This is a genomic window from Paraburkholderia sp. GV068 (genome assembly GCF_003058125.1).
Lineage (GTDB): Bacteria > Pseudomonadota > Gammaproteobacteria > Burkholderiales > Burkholderiaceae > Paraburkholderia > Paraburkholderia graminis.
Map to the genome: position 1 here is coordinate 220634 of NZ_QBUB01000001.1, position 22112 is coordinate 242745.

Consider the following 22112-nt stretch of genomic DNA (forward strand, 5'->3'; position numbering starts at 1 on the left):
TGCGTGTCGATTGCGATGCTCATCGCCAGCTACACGACACGGGCACCATCTGGCGCACAATGCGGGTTTCGTCCTCGTCATCAACGCGCATGTATCTACACATCCCCGGTACTAACGTGCGCCTGCTTGGCTCCATGCATCTGTTTCCCGCGTCGAGCCGCAGAACGCCGCCCTGGATCGAAGAAGCCTATGACTGGGCCGAAACGCTGGTCTTTGAATCCGATCCGCCGACGATCCTGCCGTTCCTCAAAGCCGATACACAAGCCGGCGCACAAGTTCTGCAATCGCTCGTTTCCGTCGACGCCTGGACTCGTCTGCAAGCCGCCTGGCCCACGGAAGGTCCGTTGGCGCCGCTCGCGGAGCTTCGTCCGTGGGCCACGCTGATCGTTGCGCCGACACTTTTCCAGCAGCTTGTCGACGGCGTCGAGCCGCGCATGCTGCGGTGGGCGAATGCGCATGGCAAACCGTATCGGTATCTGGAGACGGCGAGCGAGGTCGCCGACGCGCTCGAGTCCATTCCGCTCGACACCGTCGCCGCCGCGCTCTCGCTGCTGATGTCCGATACCGGCGAGCCGCAGCGCACGCTCGAGCGCATGCATGCTGCATGGCTCGAAGGCGATCTGCCGGCCGTGGCTCGCATCGCCGATGAATCGCCGATCTTCACGTTGCCCGAGATCCGCCACGTGATTCTCGATGCGCGCAATCGCCTGTGGGCGCAGCGCGTGCGCGACCTGTTGCCGCAAGCGCAACGAACGCTGGTGGTGGTCGGCGCGCTGCATCTATGCGGGCCGGGCAACCTTGTCGAATGCCTCGGGCGGGCCGCACAACCTATACTCGACGACGAGTAAAGCCGACGAGTCACGACGACGCTTCCGGGAACTTGTCCAGATGCGCAAAATCGCACGATTGACACAGCCCGGATTGCCCACATTGCCACTGCCTTGCGCAAGATGGTCTCAGGGGACACGCCATGCACACACCACCGATTCCCAGCAACGAAAGCACGCGGCTCGACACGCTACGCGCACTGCATATTCTCGACACACCGCCCGAAGAGCGCTTTGACCGCCTCACCCGGCTCGCGAAGCGTCTGTTCGGCGTGCCCATCGCGCTCGTCAGTCTCGTGGACGCAAACCGGCAATGGTTCAAGTCATGCGTCGGCCTTACAGCGAGCGAGACTTCGCGCGACGTCTCTTTCTGCGCGCATGCGATCCTCGACGATGACATCCTGGCCGTGCCCGACACGCTCGCCGACGAGCGCTTCCACGACAATCCGCTCGTGACCGAGGCGCCGAATATTCGCTTCTATGCCGGCTGTCCGCTGACCGTGCCAAACGGCAGCAGGCTCGGCACGCTATGCCTGATCGACGTGAAGCCGCGCGAGCTCGACGACGAAGAGCGCGAACTGCTGCGCGATCTCGCACGCATGGCCGAGCAGGAACTCGCGGCCGTGCAACTCGCCACGCTGGACGACCTGACATTGCTATCGAACCGGCGTGGTTTTTCCGCGCTCGCGCAGCATGCGCTGAATGTCTGCAAGCGGCTCGACAGGCCCGCGTCGCTGCTGTTCTTCGATCTCAACGATTTCAAGCGGATCAACGACACGTTCGGTCACGCGGAAGGCGATCGCGCGCTGAAGACTTTTGCCGACGTGCTGCGCGGCACGCTCCGCGAGAGCGACGTGATCGGGCGGCTGGGCGGCGACGAGTTCGTCGTCCTGCTCAGCGACACGGACGCCGCCGCCACGCAGGAAGTGACCGAGCGGCTCACGCATTCACTCGACGAGCGCAATGCGCAGGCGCAGCGCGGTTACAGCATTCGCTTCAGCGTGGGCCAGATCGAATACGACGCGGCGCGGCACGGTTCCATCGCCGAATTGCTGTCCGCTGCCGATGCCGCGATGTACAGCCACAAACAGGCGTCGAAGGCGCGGGCCGCGCGCGAGGCGTGAGTATCTTCGATGGGTTGCGCTTCGTTGCCATTGGTTGCACACCGCCGCGCGCGGCATAATTGCGCGGTCGCCGCTCTAATGCGGTCATCACGCCGCACCCTCGAACGGCGCACCTTTTTCTTTTAGCAAAGCTCTCATGACTGAACCGCAGCACACTGCCGCCGCCCGCCTCGCGGCACTCGACTGGCGCTGGAAAGCGTTCGACGAACTGACGAGCGCGGAGGTCTACGCGATGCTCGCCGCGCGTAGCGCTGTCTTCGTGATCGAGCAGAACTGCCTGTATGGCGATATCGACGGACTCGATCTCGACGCATGGCACCTGCTCGCGTTCGGCCCGGCTGCGGATGCGTCCGCGCAAGCGCTCACGGGTGCCGCGTGGCCGCCGCTCGCCGGCTATCTGCGTGTGCTTCTACCCGACGCCGACGACGCCGATATTCGCATCGGCCGTGTGCTGACGACCGCGGCATTTCGCGGCATCGGTCTGGGCAACGCGATGCTGGATCGCGCGATCGCGCATATTCGCAAGCAGTGGCCCGGCACGCCGATTCGCCTGCATGCACAGGCCCATCTGCAAGGTTTCTATGGCGCGTTTGGTTTTGAGCCGGTGTCAGAAATTCACGAGGAAGACGGCATTCCGCACGTGTGGATGCGTTCGGCGTGATGGGTATTCGGCCGCGATGAGCGGAGCCGTGCACGGCAGCGCATAGCCCCGCCTCAACGCTGCCCCGCGTCGCTCGTCGAAACCGCCTTCGCGGCGAGTGTACCGCCCGTCGGCCTGCTCGCATTAGCCACCACCACCGCACGCCGTTCCCCGCGCACGCGTCCGCGAGCCGACAGACGCATCCAGTGGCGCAACGCCAGCAGTGCACCTATCACGCTCATCATCGAACCGGGGATCCACAGCAGCAGCCCGCCGATCTGTTGATCGCGCATCGGACTAAGCCAGGTGAACGCGCGGCCGCAGATCGAATAGATCGGATACAGCTCGCGCGGCGTGAAGAAGATGAACGCGCCGAGGACGATCTGCGGCGGAATCGCGGCGATCACCACCAGCACGCGCTTGCCGGGCGACAAACGCGCGGGCGGCGCCGGACGCGGATCGAGCACGAGCCACCAGAACAGCAGGCCGTCGATCACCATGCTCCAGTTCATCACGCGATAAAGCCGCCAGTCGAGCATCGCGACAAAATGGATCGGCGACATCAGCCAGAAGTAGATCAGTCCGACGAACAACGTCACCGCGACGACCGGATGCATCACGACGTCGATCAGCTTGCGCACGAACGGCATCGCGAGCGCGGGCCGCACGAAACGCTGGCGCCAGCCGAACGGAATGCCGGCGCGCAATGCCGCGCCCGGATACGACAGCGCGATAAAGAACGGTCCGAGATGATGCAGCACCAGATGCTGCGCGCGATGCATGAAAAACTCATGCTCGAAGAAATAGTCGAGCCGCGTGTGCAACGCGACGTACAACGCCACGAGCCCGAACCAGAAGGAAATGCGCCGCGCCACCGACACCTTCGCCTTGCGCGCGCCGCGCACGAACAGGACGGCGGGCAGCAGCAGAGCGACGACGACCGTCGGCGAAAATTCCCAGGGATCGAGCCAGTACAGCAGGTCCATTGCCGCGAATCGCTCCGCTTACTTCGTTTGCGCGGGCGACTTGACCGCGAAGGGCGTATCGAGCGTCGCGCCGTCGGAGAACTTTAGCTTCAGGTGCACGGTGTCGCCCGGCGCGATCTTGTGCTTCGCGTCCTCGAGCATCACGTGATAGCCGCCGGGCGCGATCGCGACCTGTCCGTGCGCGGGCACCGTGAGCTTGTCGACCATCACCATCTTCTGCGACGAACCGTTCGAGACCGTTTGATGCAGCATCGCGTCGCCGTAATCGCTGCTCGAAATATCGACGAGATCGAGCGGCTTGTCGCCCGCATTGACGAGCGTCACGTAGCCGGCCGCCGGCAGGTTGTTCGGCAGCCAGCGCACCCATGCGTCTTTGGCGGTGATCGCCTGCGCGCCGGCGGCGTGGGCGGCGCTCGCGAAGGCGAGCGAAAGGGCGAGGGCGCCGGCAACAGCGGACAGCGTTCTGGTTTTACGGATGACGTGCGTGACGTGGTTGATCTGGGTCATGGCTGAAGGTCAGGAGCGTTGATCGACGATGCGTCGCAAGTCTTGGGCGATCGCATCGGGCGTGTCGTTATCGGTCGCGAGCAGGCGCGCGCGGCCTTCTGCGTCGAATACATAGACGGCGGAACTGTGCGTGACTTCGTAGCTGCCGTTCGGGTCGCGCTTTTCCATCTGATAAGCAACGCGGTAGCGCTTCGCGAGCGACTCGATCTGCCGGTCGGTGCCGGTCAGCCCCTCGGCATGCTTCGAGTCGAATGCGCCGACATAGTCGTGCAGGGCTTGCGGCGTGTCGCGCGCCGGATCGACGGTGACGAACAGGATGCGCACCTTCTGTGCGTCGGGGCCGAGCTTGTCGAGCACCTGCATCAGCCGTCCCATCGTTTCGGGGCAGACGTCCGGGCAATGCGTGTAGCCGAAATAGACGAGCGATGTGCGGCCTTTGAACGACGCGCCCGTGACGGGCCGGCCGTCGTCGCCCGTCAGCGAAAAATCGAGGTCGGGCAAATGGCCGCTCACGTTCGTCAAATGCCACGGCTCCGCGCGATTGGTGCAACCGGCAAGCGCGATCATGGCGACGAGCGCGCAGGCTTTGGCCGTCGACATCGATGCGTGCGCGAGTCCGGCGCGACGCGATGACGCGTGAGCAGGTTGCAGCCGTCGCAGTGAGATGATCGGGAACAAAGCAGGTATCAATGACTCGATTGTAGAGCGGCGCATTGCCGCCGCGCGCCCCGCGCTAGCTCGCACCCGGGCGTGCGTGCGTTGAGGCGGACGGTTCGCGATCATGGACAAAAATCGTCGTAACGCCAAAGTCTCGTGTGGCTGCGACTGTATCGCAAAATGACGGAAGGCGTCGCTCGCAGCCCACGGGCGCACGGCTTGCGAGGCAATTTGACGCACATGGCTGAAAGCGCGCTGAAGCCGGATCGTTTCCGTTTTGAATGCAATTCGACTGGGCGCGGCATGATCGCGCCGCCGCACCTTGCGTTCGCGCTTGCCGCGCGGCATGGTTTCTCGAAAAATTGATGGATGCGCGGTAAGATGCGCACACTTTTCCGGCTGCACAAGGCCGAAAGGCAAATTAACCCGATGCAAGCACTTCCGGCTTCCCTGTCTCCGAGCGAGACCGCGTTTTTCTTCGATTTCGACGGCACGCTCGTCGAACTCGCGCCCACGCCGGATGGCGTGCAGGTGCAACCTCGCGTCATTGAACTGCTTGGCGAACTGCGACGTTTGACGAACGGCGCGGTCGCCGTGGTGTCGGGCCGCGGTATCGACAGCATCGACGCTTTTCTCGGCATGCCCGATCTGCCGATTGCCGGTTTGCACGGCGCCGAGCGGCGCGACGCAAACGGCGACACGCAGCGCATCGGCTTTCACGACGAGCGGCTGTTGCGCATGGAGCAGGTGCTCGCCGAAGTCGTCAACGCGAACCCCGGCATGCTGCTCGAGATCAAGGGCGCGGCCCTCGCGCTGCACTATCGCAATGCGCCCGATCGCGAGACCGCTGCGCGCGAGGCGACGGCGCGGCTGGTCGCGGATTACCCGAACTCGTATGTGCTGCAGCCGGGCAAGATGGTCTACGAAATCAAGCCGAAGGATGTCGACAAAGGCCGCGCGCTGCGTGCGTTCCTCGATGAGCCGCCGTTTGTCGGACGCAAGCCGCTTTTTGCCGGCGACGATCTTACCGACGAAAAAGGCTTCGCGGTCGTCAACGAACGCAACGGACTGTCGATCAAGGTCGGCGCGGGCGACACGACGGCGCGAACGCGCGTGGAGTCGGTGACCGCGCTGCTCGACTGGCTCGCGACAGTGGTCGCGGCCGCGCGTGACGCATGACGCTCGCATCGCCCGCGCTGCAACGCATACAACGCGCACGACATAGCGCGACAACAACGTATTACATCGGGGACAGCGCTTCATGAGCCGACTCATTATCGTTTCGAACCGGGTCGCGCCGATCTCGGAGGGCGGCCCGGCGGCGGGCGGTCTCGCGGTCGGCGTGTACGACGCGCTGAAGGAAACGGGCGGCATGTGGTTCGGCTGGAGCGGCGAGGTGCTGAGCTCCGGCCAGCCCCAGATCAAGCTCGAAGAGCGCGGTCCGGTGACCTTCGCGACCATCGCGCTGATGCGCCGCGATTACGATCAGTACTACCGCGGCTTCTCGAACGCCACGCTGTGGCCGGCTTTCCACTATCGGGCCGATCTGGTGCAATACGACCGGCACGATTTCGGCGGCTACTGCCGCGTGAATGCGTGGCTTGCGCAACAACTCGTGCCGCTCTTGCGCGACGACGACGTGATCTGGGTCCACGACTATCACCTGATTCCGTTTGCCGAGGCGTTGCGCGCCGCGGGCGTGAAGAACCGCATCGGCTTTTTCCTGCACATTCCGTTTCCCGCTTCGCAAGTGCTGCTCGCCGTGCCGCCGCATCGCGAACTGGTGCAAGCGCTGTGTTCGTTCGATCTGCTCGGTTTCCAGACGGCGCCGGATTTGCGCGCGTTCTGCGATTACATCGTCAACGAGGCGAACGGCACGGTCGACGCGTCGTCCGACGGCCCGCTCTCGATTCATGCGTTTGGCCGCACGCTGCGCGCCGCCGCTTACCCGATCGGCGTCTATCCGGACGAGATCGCCGAACTCGCGAAAGCGGGCGAGCGCGGCAAGCCGGTACGCACGATGAAAGCGACGCTGCATTCGCGCAAGCTCATCATGAGCGTCGATCGCCTCGATTATTCGAAGGGACTCGTCGAGAGGTTCCGCGCCTTCGAGCGTCTGCTGGAACACGCGGCGGCGCAGCGCAACAAGGTGTCGTTCCTGCAGATCGCGCCGCCCACGCGCGCCGACATGCACGCGTATCAGGACATCCGTCTGCAACTGGAAGGGGAGTCCGGCCGCATCAACGGACGTTTCGCCGAACTCGACTGGACGCCGATTCTCTACATCCACAAACAATATGAGCGCTCGGTGCTTGCCGCGCTGTTTCGCACCGCGCACGTCGGCTACGTGACGCCTCTGCGCGACGGCATGAACCTCGTCGCGAAGGAATACGTATCGGCGCAGGACCCGGAGAATCCGGGCGTGCTCGTGCTGTCGCGCTTTGCCGGCGCCGCGCAGGAACTGGACGGCGCGCTGATCGTGAATCCTGTCGATATCGACGGCATGGCGGACGCGCTCGCGACGGCGCTCGAGATGCCGCTCGCGGAGCGCCAGGCGCGTCATCGCGACATGATGGCGCAACTGCGCGAGAACAATGTCTCGGTGTGGCGCGACAACTTCATGCGCGATTTGCAGAGCGCCAATGGTGCAGCACGCACCGCAAGCGCACGGCCGCGCGCCCGAGTGGGGAAAAAAACCGCGCGCGAGATTGTGGCGAGCTAGCGGCGGGGCGCGACGCGCAGCGCTCGCAATGACGATGCGATAGCGAGCTCGTAAAGCCCGGCCCACAAAGCAGAAAAGCCGCTTTTTAGCGGCTTTTCCGTTGGTGAGCGACTGCGCGCAATGCGATGTGGCGCAATGCGGCGCGCGCCTCAGATCACATGCTGTTCATCGACCTTCTTGCCGCCCACATGCAGCGTCGTGCCTTTGCCGTATTGCTTCGAAAGCAGATCGCGATAGAGGCCGGGGCGCTGGCGCAGCTCTTCGGGACTGCCGTCGTCGATGACCTTGCCCGCGCTCATCACGATGATGCGGTCGAAGTTATGCAGCGTCGACAGGCGGTGCGCGATCGCGATCACCGTGCGGCCGACCATCAGCCGGTCGAGCGCCTTCTGGATCGCTTCTTCCGATGCGCTGTCCAGCGCCGAGGTGGCTTCGTCGAGCAGCAGGATCGGCGCGTTCTTCAGGATCGCGCGTGCGATCGCGATGCGCTGACGCTGTCCGCCGGACAGCTTCACGCCGCGGTCGCCGACGATCGTGTCGAACCCTTCCGGCATCGCCTCGATGAAGTCAGTGCAGCGCGCCTCGCGCGCCGCCGCCAGCACTTCGTCGCGGCTCGCTTCGGGGCGGCCATACGCAATGTTCTCGTACACAGTGCGATGGAACAGCGAAATATCCTGCGGCACGAGCGCGATGGTGTGGCGCAGGCTGTCCTGCGTGATCGTGGCGATGTCCTGCCCGTCGATCTTGATCGCGCCGCCTTGCGTCTCGTAGAAACGCTGGAGCAGGGCGAGCACCGTCGATTTGCCCGCGCCCGACTTGCCGATCAGCCCGACGCGCTGACCCGGTTCGATATGCAGATCGAAATGATCGAGGATCGGCCGGCGGCGCGGATACGCGAACGTCACGCTTTCGAAGTCGACGCGCCCGCCTTGCGGCACGAGTTCGGTGGCGCCGTCGCGATCGGGCATGCCGTGCGGCTCGAGCAGCGTGCGCACGGCTTCGGCGAGTCGCGCGACGTGCTGCGTGACGTCCACCAGTGCGACCGCGAGATCGCGCGTGCCGTGCAGAATCGTGAACCCGAGCGAGCTGACGAGCACGATGTCGCCCGAAGTCGCCTTGCCTTGGTCCCACAGCAACAGCGCCCAGCCGAGCAGACCCGCCGACAGCAGCGCGGTGATCACCGCGTGCAGCAGGCGCAGCTTCTCGAGGTACAGCAGGCTCTGCTGACGCGCGTCCATCTCGGCCTTGACCGTCGCGCCGAAACGCTGCTGCTCGCGAAACGTCATGCCGAACGCACGAACGAGGCCCATGTTGCTGATGACGTCGACGAGCTCGCCGTCCACCGAGGCCGCTCTGGTCGCGAAATGGTGATGGCGCACCGAGCCGCGGCCGGCGAGCTTGTACAGCACCACCGACAGGATCGCCGAGCACAGCATCAGGCCGCCCGCCATCAGCGGGTTCACCGCGATGATCATGAAGATCGCGCCGAGCACGGCGATGCACGGCGGCAGAACGTTCCACGCCGTGGTGTTTTCGGCGGTGTAGACGGCGTTCGAGGTCGCGGTGATCCGGCTTGCCAGCATGCCGGGCTGCTTCTCGGCGTAGTAGGTCGGCGAATGTCCGCTCAGATACTGGAAGAGGTCGCGCCGCAAGTCGCCCGTCACGGCGACGAACGTATGCGCCGCGACCCAGCCGCCGACCCGCCACAGCAGGTTATCCGCCGCGATCAGTCCGACGAGGATCGCGAACGCACCCCACAGCGGCCCGGGATGATGCCGGCCGGTGCCGAGCACGTCGATAAGATGTTTGATCGCGTACTGCGAAGCGAGCGCACAGCCCACGGCCGCTACCACGCTGCACAGCACGATCGTATGAGCGAGCGGATGGCGGCGGATAAAACGGAAAAGGAACGCAAGCGGCCTGTGCGCATAGCTCGCGAGCTTTGCGTTTTCGGCGTTGCGCTGGGCGATGGTCAAATGTTCCAATTGATCGAGAGGTCGGTGTGGTTCGGAGGTGTGCATGCAAGCCATGGGCCACGCGAAAAAGCATCGCGGCGAAGCCAATGCTTCGCATTGTAAACATGCAAAGACGATTGCGCCCTGTGTATCCGGGCTTTTGGCGCGATTGATGTCGCGATGGACGTCCGCGATCTACCTCTTGCTCGACTGACTGCGGCGGCAGTGGTTCACGCGGATCGCGGAATATTTCGGGATATAATTACAAATTGCATTCAGCCCGGCGCTGAATTCTCTTCAATGGGTGCCGGTACGCTTGTGCAAGAACTTACAAAGCACGACCGTCGAGCCGGGGCAAGCATGCACGACGGCACAGTAGCAAGCCAGTCGTTACTGTAGAACTGCCTTGCAAAACAAGGGTTTGCAAAGTGTATCCCTGCTGTAACAAAGTAAAGTCTTTGAAATGTTGTGGTGCAGCGAGAATCCCGGCATCGATAATGCATGCGCTGTAGGCCCTGCCGAAATTTCTGACAGTTTGTCAACGTCGGGCACGTCTGTGCGTTTACCGCACAGGCATGGACGGCGACCGTCGTCCGGGCTATTTAAACTGAAGCGATCCTTCGCAGGCTATCTCGAGAGAATAGGCCCGCGCCGGCGTGTCCGGCCCGACTGCCCTGGCGAGCAAGCGAGTCGCTTTTACCAAACGCAGTACTTTTGCCGGTTTTTTACGAGGAGTTCTTCATATGCGAATCGCTCAAATCGCTCCGTTGCACGAGGCGGTTCCTCCCAAGCTGTACGGTGGTACGGAACGTGTGGTGTCTTATCTGACCGAAGCGCTGGTCGAGCAGGGCCACGACGTCACGCTCTTTGCGAGCGGCGATTCGCAAACCTCGGCAAAGCTCGAAGCGTTCTGGCCGCAAGCACTGCGCCTCGACCCGACCATCCGCGACGTGATGGCGCCGCACATGCTGCTGCTCGAAGAAGTACGCCGCCGCGCGGAAGAATTCGATGTGCTGCATTTCCACATCGACTACTACCCGTTCTCGCTGTTCGCGCGCCAGCCGGTGCCGTTCGTGACCACGCTGCACGGCCGTCTCGATCTGCCGGAACTTCAGCCGATCTTCAACACGTTCAATGACGTGCCGGTCGTCTCGATCTCGGACAACCAGCGCATTCCGCTGCCGCAGGCAAACTGGCTGCAAACCGTCTATCACGGTCTGCCGGAAAACGTGCTCACGCCGATCAAGAACGTCGAGCCCGGCTACCTCGCATTCCTCGGCCGCGTCTCGCCGGAGAAGGGTCTTGACCGTGCGATCCGTATCGCCGGCCAGGCAGGCATGAAGCTCAAGGTCGCGGCCAAGATCGACAAGGCCGATCGTGCCTATTACGAAGAAGTGATCAAGCCGCTGATGGCGCTCCCGCACGTCGAATACATCGGCGAAATCGGCGAAGCCGAAAAGCGTGAGTTCCTCGGCAACGCGCATGCACTGGTGTTCCCGATCGACTGGCCGGAGCCCTTCGGTCTCGTGATGATCGAAGCAATGGCTTGCGGTACGCCGGTGATCGCGTTTAACCGCGGTTCGGTGCCGGAAGTGATCGACAACGGCGTGTCGGGCTTCGTGGTCGAAGACGAAATCAGCGCGGTCGCGGCGGTCAAGCGTCTGCACACGCTGTCGCGCGAAACGGTGCGCAAGTCGTTCGAAGCGCGTTTCTCGTCGAAGGTGATGGCGCAGAACTACGTCGCGACGTACGAAGAACTGCTGCGTCGCAAGCACCGCACGGTGCTGCGCGAAGTCAACGCAAACTAAAACGCTAGACCGGAAGCTGCCGGTCGAAGCAAACCGGTTCGGCGGATCAAGCGTGTTACAGCGCTTCGCCGGCCACCCGCAACGCCCCGCGTGCCACGCGCTCGCGGGGCGTTGTTGCATGCGCGCCGCGTTTTTTCGCGTTTCGCGATGCAAAGCGGGTGTTTCGCGACCGCCGCAGCAGCCGCCTTTCGTAATATCCCTATAATGGCCGTGCCGCAAATTTGGCTGCGGCGCCGCCGACGACAGGAGGATGCCTTGGCGAGAACGAAAGAGACGCGAGCGAATGCCGCGCCCGGCGCCGGAACGATTTTCGCGCTGCGCGCCATCGGTCTCGTGCTTCTCGCCCGCTGGCTGTTTTCCATGTCGGCGATGGATCTGACGACGTCGCTATCGGCGATGGCGTCCTCGCCGTGGGCGTGCGTCAACCTCGTCTTCCTGTTCCTGCTGATCTTCTTGCCGGGCGCGCGCGCCGTGGCCGAGCGTCCGTTCCATCCGCTGCCGCAATGGCTGCGGCAAGCGCTGCGTCTCTTTGCGTTCCTCGGGTTTCTGTTTGCGGTCTGGGTAGTCAGCGCGTTTGCGATGAGCGCCGGCTGGCGCCGCGCCGCGCAAACCGTGGCCGCGACCAACGGCTGGCTGCTGGTCGCACCGGCGCTCTACGCGGCGGTTCTGTGGATCTGCCGGCCGCGGCCGCTCTGGCGCACCAACATCGCCGCGCGACGCTTTGCGATCGGACGCTATGCGGTCTCGCTCGACCCGCTGACACGCACGGTGAGCGTATGGGCCGAGCGTCGCAAGGTGGGGCAGTACGACGCGCGCGAGCTCTCGGTGCGCTGGGCGGACGGTGCGGGCACGCGGTCTGCGGCGCCGCCCACGCCGGTGATCGCGCTGCATGCCGCAGGCGATGCGGTGACGCAGTCTGCGCCGCGCGCGAGCGGCGCGCCGTCGCTTGCGCGGGCCGCGTTTGGCCGTCGTCCGAAAATCGAATTGCTGTGGGATTCGCCTGCGGCCGCGGGGCACAACCGGCAGACCGTGTTTCGCGCCGCGTTGACGACCGAAGGCGATCGCGTCGCGGCACGCGCGCTCGACAGCACGTTGCGGCAAGTCTGAATCTGAAGCACGCTGTGTGCCGTCGCTCACATGCCATGACGGACGAGCGCGTTGTAAAGTAAGCCGTGGTCGATAATGAAACCAGGACGCCGCCCGCGCTTGACGGCGGGCGAGCGATAACAACGATGTGCCGTGTCGTTAGCAGGAGTCGCTATGCTGGTTCGCTGGTTACTTGCCGCTCTTCATCTGCTTGCTTATGGCTTCGCGCTTGCGTCGATCCTGCGGCGCACGTGGTCGCTGCGCCGCGCGGCGGTGCCTGCCGCGCTGCGCTCCGTGTTCCGGGCCGACACGCGGTGGGGCCTGTCCGCCCTCGTGCTGATCGTGACGGGGCTGATGCGCGTTTTCGGTTCTTATGAGAAGGGCGCCGACTACTATCTCCACGAGCCGCTCTTTCACCTCAAGATGACGCTGCTCGTCATCATCATCCTGCTTGAAGTTCCGTCGATGCTCGCCTTGATGCGCTGGCGCGCGTCGATACGAAAGGGCGAGGCGCCGGACCTGCACAACGCACGCCGCTACGCGCACCTCAGCGTGATTCAGACGGTCTTGCTCGTGCTGATGGTGTTCGCCGCGACCGGCATGGCGCGCGGCATCGGCTTGCCTGCGGGCGTGGTGTAAGCCGGCGGCGCGTCAACGGAATAGGCCTTGAATAAAGGCATTTCCGTGTGACGCGCGTCATCGTCGGCGTTGTTACTTGCCGACCAGCAAGCTCGAATCGTCAGTCGTCGAACTGCGCATGCGCGCCGTTTCCTGGCGGACGGCGACGGCCGGTTCGCTCAAGCCCTTGATCAACTCCAGCGCCTGCCGCTCGAAGAGCCGCCGGTACAGGCCGTTCTCGAGACCGATCAGCGTTTCGTGGCTGCCTTCTTCGATCACCTTGCCCTTGTCGAGCACGAGCAACCGGTCGAGTGCGCGCACGGTCGACAGGCGGTGCGCGACCACGAGCGTCGTGCGGCCGAGCATCAGCCGCTCCATCGCCTGCTGGATCAGCACTTCGCTTTCGCTGTCGAGGCTCGATGTCGCTTCGTCGAGAATCAGAATGCGGGCGTCGGCGAGAAACGCGCGCGCGATTGCCACACGCTGACGCTCGCCGCCCGACAGCTTGATGCCGCGCTCGCCGACCAGCGTGTCGTAACCGCCGGGCAACGCGCTGATGAAGTCGTGCGCGTTCGCAAGCCGCGCGGCTCGCTCGATGTCGGCGCGGCTCGCGTCCGGACGCGCATAGGCGATGTTCTCCGCGAGCGAGCGATGAAACAGCACCGGCTCCTGCTGCACGATCGCAATCTGGCTGCGCAACGACGCCTGCCTGACCTGCGCGATGTCCTGACCGTCGATCGTGATGCGGCCTTCCGAAACGTCGTAAAGGCGCTGGATCAGCTTGATAAAGGTCGTCTTGCCCGAGCCCGAATGGCCGACCAGCCCGACGCGTTCGCCAGGCGCAATGCGCACGGAGAAGTCGCGGTACAGCGGCGTGGCGTTCGCCCCATAGTGGAAGGTGACGTGCTCGAAGCGGATCTCGCCTTTGCCAATCGCGATCGGACCGGCGCCCGGCCGATCTTCGATACCGAGCGGCTGGCGCTCCAGCGACACGAGTTCTTCCATGTCGTTGACGGAGCGCTGCAAGTTGCGAATGTGCATGCCCACGTCGCGCAAATAGCCTTGCAGCATGAAGAACATCGTCAGCGCGAACGTGATGTCGCCGACGCTCGCCTCGCCGCGCAACCACAGCACGAGCGCCGCGCCGAGGATAGCCGTCTGGATTGCCACCAGCATCGCGCCCTGCACGCCGCCGTTGATCGTGCCGCGAATCCACGTGCGCCGCGTGCGTTCGCGCCACTTGCCGATCACGCGCGCAAGCAGCACTTCTTCGCGCTCTTCCGCGCCGAAGGCCTTGACCACGCCGTTGCAGCTCACCGCGTCCGCGAGCGCGCCGCCCATGCGCGTGTCCCACGCATTCGCGAGGCGTGCGGCGGGCGCGACATAGCCGAGCGACAGCGCGACCGTTACCGTGATGTAGATCAGCGAGCCGATGCCGACCACCGCGCCCATCATCGGCCAGCGCCAGCCGAGCAGCAGCGTCGCGCCAACCAGCATGATCAGCGACGGAAACAGCGCGATCAGCAACGTGTCGTTCAGCAGGTCGAGCGCCCACATGCCGCGCGTGATTTTGCGCACGGTAGAGCCCGCGAAGCTGTTCGCATGCCAGTCGGTCGAAAACCGCTGCACGCGATGAAACGCGTTGGCGGCGATCTCGCTCATCATCTTCAGCGTCAGCTTGATGATGTTGAAGTACATGCCTTGCCGCAGCAAGGTCGCGCCGAGGCCGAGCGCGCCGAGCACGCAGAACGCCGTGATGGCCGCGTGCCAGGCGCTGCCGCGCGCGGCCGGGCCCGACGCGATGGCGTCGACGAGGTGGCCGGCGAACATCGGCGTCAGCACGTCCGCCACCGCTGAGAGCATGACGAGCGCCGCAATGACGACGATGCGCCACGGCTGTTTCGCCCAGTGAATGAAGGTGAAGCCGAGGACATCCTTAAAGGCTTGTCCGCGAAAGTCGAGTTTTTTTCCGGTCATTTTTCGACAACCCAGGCGCGCATGGCGCAACAGGGTTCCAGTCAAAAGCAGGATGAAGAGATAGTCGAAGCACGCGGTTAAACCGCAATGAAGCTGCGGGCAACAAGCCTGCGGAGCGAGCGGTGGACTATCTGGAATTGCGCGGCGCGCCTTGTCGGGCGGCACCGCGGATGGCGACAGGTCAGTGACCCGTCAGCGGCGACTCAGGAAACAACTGAGAGGCAAACGCGAGCGCCGCGGGACCATGTCAGGGACGGCCATATGCACTGCAAACATGTGACGCCTCCCTGTGGTCAATGAGGTGGAGAAAGTAGACGGGGCGAATGCCCGAACACCGACTATATCAGCGCTGTTTTGCCGTCGCAATCGACGAGGTTTCGGTGTTGACGGCGCGGCCGATTACGGAGCCGCAAAACCGGATGCCAATACAACGACAAGACAGCGCGCCAAAACGGAAAAGGGCTCACGCATTTCTACGTGAGCCCTTTGTCTTCGGTGATCGACGCACCAAGAATCTGGTGGGTAGTACTGGGATCGAACCAGTGACCCCTGCCGTGTGAAGGCAGTGCTCTACCGCTGAGCTAACCACCCGAAGAGATTGAGATTATGTCAGGCATTGCGGAACTCGTCCAGCACTTTTTAAGCGGCTTGCTCATCCGACACGGCCGACACGGGCGCAGGTTCGAGACGCCACACGCTCGTGCCTTTGATCGCCTTGTCGAGACCATCGAGAACTTCCTGATGCGCGGCGAGCTCGTCGTCGCTGGCCGCGATCACCACGAGATCCAGCGATTCGATCGCCACGCGCGGCGCATGCGCTTCGCCGCCGGCGTGCGATTCGCCGAGCATGTCGATGACGAGGCTTTCCTGGCCGCGCGTCATCGCAAGATAAACCTCGGCGAGCAGTTCCGAGTCGAGCAGCGCGCCGTGCAGCGTGCGGTGCGCGTTACTGATGCCGAAGCGATCGCAGAGCGCGTCGAGCGAATTGCGCTTGCCGGGGAACATCTGCTTGGCGCGCGCGAGCGTGTCGATGATCTCGCCGCAATACGTGCTCACGGGCGGCAGGCCGAGCAACGCGAATTCGGCGTCGAGAAAGCCGATGTCGAAGGGCGCGTTGTGAATGATCAGGTCCGCGCCTTGGATAAAGTCGCGAATCTGGTCGGCGATGTCGGCGAACTTCGGCTTGTCGCTGAGGAATTCGGTGGTCAGGCCGTGGACCGCCAACGCGCCGGGATCGCTGTCGCGTTCGGGATTGATATAGAAATGCAGGTTGTTGCCGGTGAGCCGCCGGTTCACCAGTTCGACGCAGCCCAGCTCGAGGATGCGGTCGCCGGTGCGGGCGTTGAGGCCGGTCGTTTCGGTATCGAGGATCAGTTGACGCATATCGGTTTTAGCTTTGCCTCAGAAGTTGCAGCCGCAAACAAGCAGCAAAAGAACGCACTGGCCGGCGGCGCGGCGTCATAGTTCCGCGAGCGACGCGACGCCGCGGTTGGCGAGCTGATCGGCGCGCTCGTTCTCCGGGTGCCCGTTATGGCCGCGCACCCAGCGCCATTCGATTTCGTGCTGCGCGACGAGCGCGTCGAGCCGCTTCCACAAATCCGCGTTCTTGACCGGCTGCTTCGCTGCCGTGACCCAGCCTTTCTTTTTCCAGCCGTGAATCCACTCGCTGATGCCTTTCTGCACGTACTGCGAATCGGTGTGCACGACGGCCTTGCACGGACGCTTGAGCGCTTCGAGCGCGGAAATCACGCCCATCAGCTCCATGCGGTTGTTGGTCGTATTCGCTTCGCCGCCGAACAGCTCTTTTTCCTGATCGCCGAAGCGCAAAAGCGCGCCCCAGCCGCCGGGGCCGGGGTTGCCCTTGCAGGCGCCGTCCGTATAAATGTCGATGATGTTCGCTGTCATTGAGTGTGGTTGCGTGTATTCGGTGTGGCGGCGGGCGCGAGGCCCGCGGCGAGGACGGGTTTCTTCACCTTCAGCGGTCCGACGAGACGCATGCCGCGCACGCGCTTGATCGCCTTGATCATGTAGGTCGCGCCGAAAATCGGCCACCAGCGGTCGCCGGCGGCTTCCATGAAGCCGTAGCGGGAGAGCCACTGGTCGCTGTCGAGCGGCGGACGATAGCAGCCGAAGCGCCCGCGTTCAAGGTCGAAACCAAGCAGCTTGATCCAGTCCTTAAGACGCGTGAAGGCGATCAGATCGACGGCGGCGGGCACGAACGGCCGGCCGGTCATCTTGCCGACCGATTGCCGCGCGCCCCAGAGCGACAACGAGTTGAAGCCGAGAATGATCAGTTGGCCTTCCGGCATCAGCACGCGTTCGGCTTCGCGCAGCAGGCGGTGCGGGTCGCTCGTAAATTCGAGCGTGTGCGGCATCACGATCAGGTCGACGCTCTGCGCCTCGAACGGCAGATCGAGCAGATCGCACCAGACGGCACTGCGCCCCGTTGGCGAAGGCAGCGGCGCAAACGCGCCGCGCGCCGGGCCGTGCGTCGCCCCGTGCGTCGGGTTGCCCGCTCCGTTGCCGGCGTGCGCGTCCGCGCGCGGAAAGCTGTAGGGCGCGCTCGCGCCGCTGGCGGCATCCAGCACCAGTCCGCGGCAAGGCATGCGATTTTCGCGCAAGGCGTCGAGCTGCGGCAGGCCGAGTTGCAGCGCGTGGTAGCCGAACACGTCCGACACCACACGGTCGAGCTGGGTCTGTTCCCACTCGAGCACGTAGCGGCCAGGCGGCGAATCCGTCCAGGCGGGCCAGTCTATAATCGCTCGGTCAGTCATATCAAAGAATGCGTCGCCTATGAATGCGCTCGAGTACGTACCGGTCCCGGCGTTTGAAGACAATTACATCTGGGTCGTTTCCGACGGACACCACGCGGTAGTCGTCGATCCGGGCGAGGCCGCCCCGGTTCGCGCCTATCTGGCCAAACGCGGGTGGCGGCTGAGCGCTATTTTACTCACGCACCATCATCAAGACCACGTCGGCGGGGTGGCCGATCTGCTGAATGGCCAGGACGTTCCCGTGTACGGGCCCGCCGGTGAAGCGATCGAGCGTGTCACGCAGCGTCTTAAAAATGGCGATCGGGTGACGATTGCCGCGCCTGCGCTCGAACTGAGCGTGCTGGACGTGCCAGGTCATACGAGCGGCCACATCGCCTATTTTCAGGCGGCAGATCCCGGCGGCACGCCTCACGTGTTTTGCGGCGATACGCTGTTCGCTTGCGGATGCGGCCGGCTGTTCGAAGGCACGCCGCAGCAGATGCTGGCGTCGCTCGACTCGCTCGCCGCGTTGCCCGGCGAAACGCAAGTGCACTGCGCGCACGAATATACGCTCTCCAACATCCGCTTCGCGCTCGCCTGCGAGCCGGGCAACGCCGACTTGCAAGCGTGGCGCGACCAGGCGGCCGACTTGCGAGCCCGCAATCTGCCGACGCTGCCCACCACGATCGCCCACGAACGCGCGGTGAATCCTTTCCTGCGGGCCGGCAATCCCGCCGTCCAGGCAGCCCTGCAAGAGCAGTTGCACGAGAAAGTATCGGACCGGCTGGCAGCGTTCACGCTGATGCGCGAATGGAAGAACCGCTTCCGGTGACCGGGTCGGCCCTGGGGTCTTCCTCAAGCGAAGAATCGGAAGAATTCGCCAAGCCTTAGATTTGCTTGATTTTTTCGTCAATTTCCAATTGACGTAGACGTTAGGGTTTCGTACTATCGGCTGCAAATTCCAGCCCTTGTGGAAGCCGAGACGTTCATGCGATTTATCTTTAGTGCGTTGCTGGTCCTGACGCTCGCCGCCTGCGCGAGCCAGGGACCAACGACGGTCAGCCCCACCACCGCAACAAATCCCGCCAGTCAGCAAGCCGTAGCAGACGCACTTCGCAAGACAGCCACCGCCAAGGAAACCATCAACGTCGACAAAGGCTCCGTCACGCAGTTGACGAGCGCGGACGCCGACTTGTGGGGCCGTATTCGCCGTGGTTTCCAGATGCCCGACCTGCAGACCGACCTGGTCGACATGCAGGTCAACTGGTATGCGCAGCGTCCCGATTACGTGCAGCGCATGACCGAGCGCTCGCAGAAGTACCTGTACCACATCGTCGAGGAGCTCGAGGCGCGCCATATGCCGACCGAGCTCGCGTTGCTGCCGTTCATCGAGTCGGCGTACAGCCCGCAGGCGTTGTCGGTCGCGAAGGCGGCCGGCATGTGGCAGTTCATGCCGGGCACCGGCCGCACCTACAACCTCAAGCAGAACATGTGGCAGGACGAGCGCCGCGACGTGCTGGCTTCGACCAGCGCCGCGCTCGACTATCTGTCGCGTCTGCATGACATGTTCGGCGACTGGCAGCTTGCGCTCGCCGCGTACAACTGGGGCGAGGGTAACGTGCAGCGCGCCATTGCGCGTAACGAAGCGGCGGGCTTGCCGACAGACTATCTAAGCCTGCGCATGCCCAACGAAACGCGCAACTATGTACCGAAGCTGCAGGCCGTCAAGAACATCGTGATGAACCCGCAGATGTACGGGCTCGCGCTGCCGTCCATTCCGAATCACCCGTATTTCGTGACCGTTACCACGTCGCACGATATCGACGTGGACATGGCCGCCAAGCTCGCCAATCTGCCGCTCGACGAATTCCGCTCGCTGAACCCGTCGTTCAGGAAGCCGGTCATTCTCGGCGCGACGCAGCCGCAAATCCTGCTGCCGTTCGACAATGCGAGCGCGTTCGAGCGCAATCTGAAAACGTATTCGGGTTCGCTGTCGTCGTGGACCACGTACACGGTCACCGAGCGTTCGGCGCCCGCGGCGATCGCGCAAAAAATCGGTGTCGACGCCGACACGCTGATGGAAGTGAACAAGATTCCGGTCGGCATGCGTCTTAAGCCGGGCTCCACGATTGTCGTGCCGCGCGGTTCGGACGACGACGAGGACATCAGCGCGGACGTCGCGGAAAGCGCCGTGCTCGCGATGGAGCCGGACGTCCCCGATACGCGCAAGATGCTGATCCGCGTGCGCCGCAATCAGTCGATGGCGGCTATCGCGCTGCGCTATGGCGTGTCCGTCGGCCAGTTGAAGGCGTGGAACCGCACGCATCGCGACAGCGTCTCACGCGGCCAGGTCGTCGTGCTGCACGTGCCGGTCGGCCGGGCGGTCCCGAGCGAACCGGGGCCGGAGCGCATCGCGACCGATGTCGAAGGTGGCGGCGTCCAGAAGATCGGCACGCGCGTCGGCGGCTCGAAGCGCGAAGCGCGCAGCGAGAGGACGAAAGGGCGCGGACATTCGGCGGCGGTGGTGAAGGTGTCCGAGCCGGTGGCGAAGGGCGGCAAGTCGAAAGCGTCCGCGGCGCCTGCCGGCAAGGTGACGAAGGTATCGGCTTCCACTTCCAGCAAGAGCAGCAAGAGCACGAAGAAGAGCAACTGATGCAGGTTGATGCGCCGATCCGGTTCTGACCGACGCACAACCTGCCGCAGTCTGAGATGAAATGAGTTTTCGACGCCGTCGCCCTGTGGTGACGGCGTTTTTCATTGTGCGCCGTACGACAGTTGGTGCTTGCCTACCGGCCGGGGCGTGCCGCTGCCGTCGGGCGCCAGGCACGACGATGCGCGAATCTTTCCTCCGCCATTTCGATCCCGCCGCCGGGCGTCTTGACGCTATCCCGAAACGGCCGCTGCGCATAAGCTTGGCAACCGCGCAAGCCGCTCGCAGCAAGGCTTTGACCCGCCGGACCAGCACCGCCACGCCCCCGCCCAGCCATCTCGGATTTGGAGAGAACGGCGGTTTCCGGCTATAATTCCAAGGTTTGAGCTTATCAACCCGCACCCTAGCGCCTACCTCTCCCATACCGTTCATCCGCCGCGCGCCACAGGCGTAGCAAGAAGGGCCCGCACCTCGCCGATCCGTCCACACAATGGACCCATCGTGCGCCCCTTGCGACGTCAACGGCAGTACGCGAGCGAGTCTGCGCGCGCATCCCGTGATGCTGTTCGCTGCGGCTCGCAAACCGGATAGGCAGGTCGGCAACAGGGTGTTCCCCCAAGGAGTCTCCCGTGTTGCCGTCATTTTCTCCCGCTCTGCTCGCGCTCGCCGACGGCACGGTCTTTCGTGGTTATTCGATCGGCGCCCCCGGGCATACCATCGGCGAAGTCGTGTTCAACACGGCTATCACCGGCTATCAGGAAATCCTGACTGACCCGAGCTACGCGCGCCAGATCGTCACCCTCACGTATCCGCACATCGGCAATGTCGGCGTCAACGCCGAAGACGTCGAGGCGACGAAAGTCCATGCCGCCGGGCTGATCATTCGCGATCTGCCGGTCCTCGCGTCGAACTTCCGCATGGAGCGCACGCTCAGCCAGTATCTGCAGGACGAAGGCGTGGTCGCCATCGCCGGCCTCGACACCCGCAAGCTGACCCGCGTTCTGCGCGACAAGGGCGCGCAGAACGGCGCGATTCTCGCCGGTTCGGACGACGAAGCAAAGGCCATCGAACTCGCGCGTTCGTTCCCGGGCCTCTCGGGCATGGACCTCGCGAAGGTCGTGTCGACGAAGGAAACCTACGAGTGGACGCAAACCGAATGGCGTCTCGGCAGCGGCTACGGCAAGCAGAACGCGCCGAAGTACCGCGTCGTCGCGTTCGATTACGGCGTCAAGTACAACATCCTGCGCATGCTGGCGGAGCGCGGCTGCCACGTCACCGTGCTGCCGGCCCAAGCCACCGCGGCTGATGCGCTCGCGCTCAATCCGGACGGCATCTTCCTGTCGAACGGTCCCGGCGACCCGGAGCCGTGCGACTACGCGATCAAGGCAACCAAAGAGTTGATCGAGCGCGGCATTCCGACCTTCGGCATCTGCCTCGGCCATCAGATCATGGGCCTCGCGCTCGGCGCGAAAACCGTGAAGATGAAGACCGGTCACCACGGCGCGAATCATCCGGTGAAAGACCTGGAAGACGGCCGCGTGGTCATCACGTCGCAGAACCACGGTTTTGCTGTCGATGCGAACACGCTGCCCGCCAACGCCCGCGTCACGCATGTGTCGCTCTTCGACGGCACGCTGCAAGGCTTCGCGCTCTCCGACAAGCCGGCTTTCTGCTTCCAGGGTCACCCGGAAGCGTCGCCGGGTCCGCACGACATCGCGTATCTGTTCGACCGCTTTACCGGGTTGATGGACGCGAAGAAGGCCGGCAAGACCGCGGCGGCTTAAGAACGCACGCCGCGGCAA

General features: G+C 64.0%; 19 protein-coding genes and 1 tRNA gene. 11 read left to right on the plus strand and 9 right to left on the minus strand.

The window, feature by feature from the left end; genetic code table 11:
• Window positions 1-89: 89 nt before the first annotated feature.
• The 3 genes from C8K18_RS01070 (at window position 90) to C8K18_RS01080 (ending at window position 2612) form a co-directional block, all read left to right on the plus strand.
• Window positions 90-848 carry a TraB/GumN family protein gene (locus C8K18_RS01070; RefSeq protein ID WP_107706449.1) on the plus strand — a complete coding sequence of 253 codons (759 nt, stop codon included), beginning with the start codon at window positions 90-92 and terminating at the stop codon, window positions 846-848.
• A 122-nt stretch (window positions 849-970) separates the two neighbouring features.
• A complete protein-coding gene (locus tag C8K18_RS01075) occupies window positions 971-1951 on the plus strand; it encodes a sensor domain-containing diguanylate cyclase (RefSeq protein WP_107706450.1) in 981 nt (326 codons plus the stop codon).
• A 136-nt stretch (window positions 1952-2087) separates the two neighbouring features.
• The gene (locus tag C8K18_RS01080; protein ID WP_107706451.1) at window positions 2088-2612 is read left to right on the plus strand and encodes a GNAT family N-acetyltransferase; all 525 of its coding nucleotides are present in this window, start codon (window positions 2088-2090) and stop codon (window positions 2610-2612) included.
• Between the two features lie 53 nt (window positions 2613-2665).
• Here C8K18_RS01080 and C8K18_RS01085 read toward each other — a convergent pair whose 3' ends face one another.
• The 3 genes from C8K18_RS01085 to C8K18_RS01095 are packed head-to-tail and all read right to left on the minus strand — an operon-like array spanning window position 2666 to window position 4798.
• Window positions 2666-3577 (minus strand): cytochrome c oxidase assembly protein, encoded by a 912-nt coding sequence (locus tag C8K18_RS01085; RefSeq protein WP_107706452.1) that lies wholly within the window; start codon window positions 3575-3577, stop codon window positions 2666-2668.
• An 18-nt stretch (window positions 3578-3595) separates the two neighbouring features.
• Window positions 3596-4084 carry a copper chaperone PCu(A)C gene (locus C8K18_RS01090; protein WP_107706453.1) on the minus strand — a complete coding sequence of 163 codons (489 nt, stop codon included), beginning with the start codon at window positions 4082-4084 and terminating at the stop codon, window positions 3596-3598.
• A 9-nt stretch (window positions 4085-4093) separates the two neighbouring features.
• Complete coding sequence (locus C8K18_RS01095) at window positions 4094-4798, minus strand: SCO family protein (RefSeq protein ID WP_375135797.1); 705 nt, start codon at window positions 4796-4798, stop codon at window positions 4094-4096.
• 372 nt (window positions 4799-5170) lie between these two features.
• On the opposite strand from C8K18_RS01095, the gene otsB reads away from it, so the two are divergent.
• Window positions 5171-5920: a trehalose-phosphatase gene (otsB, locus tag C8K18_RS01105; protein ID WP_107706789.1), complete on the plus strand. Its 750-nt coding sequence runs from the start codon at window positions 5171-5173 to the stop codon at window positions 5918-5920.
• Window positions 5921-6002: 82 nt separating this feature from the next.
• On the plus strand, window positions 6003-7463 hold the full coding sequence (gene otsA / locus C8K18_RS01110) for an alpha,alpha-trehalose-phosphate synthase (UDP-forming) (protein WP_029967756.1): 1461 nt from the start codon (window positions 6003-6005) through the stop codon (window positions 7461-7463).
• 149 nt (window positions 7464-7612) lie between these two features.
• Here the strand turns inward: otsA and C8K18_RS01115 are convergent, their stop codons facing one another.
• Window positions 7613-9448, minus strand: coding sequence for an ABC transporter ATP-binding protein (locus tag C8K18_RS01115; RefSeq protein WP_035569805.1), 1836 nt, complete (start codon window positions 9446-9448; stop codon window positions 7613-7615).
• A 713-nt stretch (window positions 9449-10161) separates the two neighbouring features.
• On the opposite strand from C8K18_RS01115, the gene C8K18_RS01120 reads away from it, so the two are divergent.
• From C8K18_RS01120 to C8K18_RS01130, 3 genes are all read left to right on the plus strand, one after another.
• Window positions 10162-11226: a glycosyltransferase family 4 protein gene (locus C8K18_RS01120; RefSeq protein ID WP_006051968.1), complete on the plus strand. Its 1065-nt coding sequence runs from the start codon at window positions 10162-10164 to the stop codon at window positions 11224-11226.
• A gap of 255 nt (window positions 11227-11481) precedes the next feature.
• Window positions 11482-12333, plus strand: coding sequence for a hypothetical protein (locus tag C8K18_RS01125; RefSeq protein ID WP_006051969.1), 852 nt, complete (start codon window positions 11482-11484; stop codon window positions 12331-12333).
• A 153-nt stretch (window positions 12334-12486) separates the two neighbouring features.
• Window positions 12487-12951: a DUF2214 family protein gene (locus C8K18_RS01130; RefSeq protein WP_029967752.1), complete on the plus strand. Its 465-nt coding sequence runs from the start codon at window positions 12487-12489 to the stop codon at window positions 12949-12951.
• Window positions 12952-13023: 72 nt separating this feature from the next.
• Here the strand turns inward: C8K18_RS01130 and C8K18_RS01135 are convergent, their stop codons facing one another.
• From C8K18_RS01135 to C8K18_RS01155, 5 genes are all read right to left on the minus strand, one after another.
• Window positions 13024-14907 (minus strand): ABC transporter ATP-binding protein, encoded by a 1884-nt coding sequence (locus C8K18_RS01135; RefSeq protein ID WP_107706456.1) that lies wholly within the window; start codon window positions 14905-14907, stop codon window positions 13024-13026.
• Between the two features lie 516 nt (window positions 14908-15423).
• A tRNA-Val gene (locus tag C8K18_RS01140) sits at window positions 15424-15498 on the minus strand.
• Between the two features lie 48 nt (window positions 15499-15546).
• On the minus strand, window positions 15547-16290 hold the full coding sequence (gene dnaQ, locus C8K18_RS01145; protein ID WP_053858540.1) for a DNA polymerase III subunit epsilon: 744 nt from the start codon (window positions 16288-16290) through the stop codon (window positions 15547-15549).
• A 75-nt stretch (window positions 16291-16365) separates the two neighbouring features.
• Window positions 16366-16812 (minus strand): ribonuclease HI, encoded by a 447-nt coding sequence (rnhA, locus tag C8K18_RS01150; protein ID WP_006051973.1) that lies wholly within the window; start codon window positions 16810-16812, stop codon window positions 16366-16368.
• On the minus strand, window positions 16809-17681 hold the full coding sequence (locus tag C8K18_RS01155) for a class I SAM-dependent methyltransferase (RefSeq protein WP_006051974.1): 873 nt from the start codon (window positions 17679-17681) through the stop codon (window positions 16809-16811). The genes rnhA and C8K18_RS01155 overlap by 4 nt, the downstream gene beginning before the upstream one ends.
• A 19-nt stretch (window positions 17682-17700) precedes the next feature.
• On the opposite strand from C8K18_RS01155, the gene gloB reads away from it, so the two are divergent.
• The 3 genes from gloB (at window position 17701) to carA (ending at window position 22094) form a co-directional block, all read left to right on the plus strand.
• Window positions 17701-18492 carry a hydroxyacylglutathione hydrolase gene (gene gloB / locus C8K18_RS01160; protein WP_029967747.1) on the plus strand — a complete coding sequence of 264 codons (792 nt, stop codon included), beginning with the start codon at window positions 17701-17703 and terminating at the stop codon, window positions 18490-18492.
• 156 nt (window positions 18493-18648) lie between these two features.
• Entirely contained in the window at window positions 18649-20313 is a 1665-nt protein-coding gene (locus C8K18_RS01165) for a transglycosylase SLT domain-containing protein (RefSeq protein WP_006051976.1), read from the plus strand.
• Window positions 20314-20939: 626 nt separating this feature from the next.
• The gene (gene carA, locus C8K18_RS01170; protein ID WP_053858539.1) at window positions 20940-22094 is read left to right on the plus strand and encodes a glutamine-hydrolyzing carbamoyl-phosphate synthase small subunit; all 1155 of its coding nucleotides are present in this window, start codon (window positions 20940-20942) and stop codon (window positions 22092-22094) included.
• Window positions 22095-22112: the final 18 nt, after the last annotated feature.

What these genes read in the sequence shown, in the direction of transcription:
- C8K18_RS01130 (WP_029967752.1), top strand. Translation starts at nt 12,487, where the DNA reads ATGCTGGTTCGCTGGTTACTTGCCGCTCTTCATCTGCTTGCTTATGGC.
- C8K18_RS01165 (WP_006051976.1), top strand. Translation starts at nt 18,649, where the DNA reads ATGCGATTTATCTTTAGTGCGTTGCTGGTCCTGACGCTCGCCGCCTGC.
- C8K18_RS01075 (WP_107706450.1), top strand. Translation starts at nt 971, where the DNA reads ATGCACACACCACCGATTCCCAGCAACGAAAGCACGCGGCTCGACACG.
- C8K18_RS01090 (WP_107706453.1), bottom strand. Translation starts at nt 4,084, where the DNA reads ATGACCCAGATCAACCACGTCACGCACGTCATCCGTAAAACCAGAACG.
- rnhA (WP_006051973.1), bottom strand. Translation starts at nt 16,812, where the DNA reads ATGACAGCGAACATCATCGACATTTATACGGACGGCGCCTGCAAGGGC.
- C8K18_RS01095 (WP_375135797.1), bottom strand. Translation starts at nt 4,798, where the DNA reads ATGCGCCGCTCTACAATCGAGTCATTGATACCTGCTTTGTTCCCGATC.
- otsB (WP_107706789.1), top strand. Translation starts at nt 5,171, where the DNA reads ATGCAAGCACTTCCGGCTTCCCTGTCTCCGAGCGAGACCGCGTTTTTC.
- C8K18_RS01120 (WP_006051968.1), top strand. Translation starts at nt 10,162, where the DNA reads ATGCGAATCGCTCAAATCGCTCCGTTGCACGAGGCGGTTCCTCCCAAG.
- C8K18_RS01155 (WP_006051974.1), bottom strand. Translation starts at nt 17,681, where the DNA reads ATGACTGACCGAGCGATTATAGACTGGCCCGCCTGGACGGATTCGCCG.
- C8K18_RS01070 (WP_107706449.1), top strand. Translation starts at nt 90, where the DNA reads ATGTATCTACACATCCCCGGTACTAACGTGCGCCTGCTTGGCTCCATG.
- gloB (WP_029967747.1), top strand. Translation starts at nt 17,701, where the DNA reads ATGAATGCGCTCGAGTACGTACCGGTCCCGGCGTTTGAAGACAATTAC.
- dnaQ (WP_053858540.1), bottom strand. Translation starts at nt 16,290, where the DNA reads ATGCGTCAACTGATCCTCGATACCGAAACGACCGGCCTCAACGCCCGC.
- C8K18_RS01135 (WP_107706456.1), bottom strand. Translation starts at nt 14,907, where the DNA reads ATGACCGGAAAAAAACTCGACTTTCGCGGACAAGCCTTTAAGGATGTC.
- otsA (WP_029967756.1), top strand. Translation starts at nt 6,003, where the DNA reads ATGAGCCGACTCATTATCGTTTCGAACCGGGTCGCGCCGATCTCGGAG.
- C8K18_RS01080 (WP_107706451.1), top strand. Translation starts at nt 2,088, where the DNA reads ATGACTGAACCGCAGCACACTGCCGCCGCCCGCCTCGCGGCACTCGAC.
- C8K18_RS01085 (WP_107706452.1), bottom strand. Translation starts at nt 3,577, where the DNA reads ATGGACCTGCTGTACTGGCTCGATCCCTGGGAATTTTCGCCGACGGTC.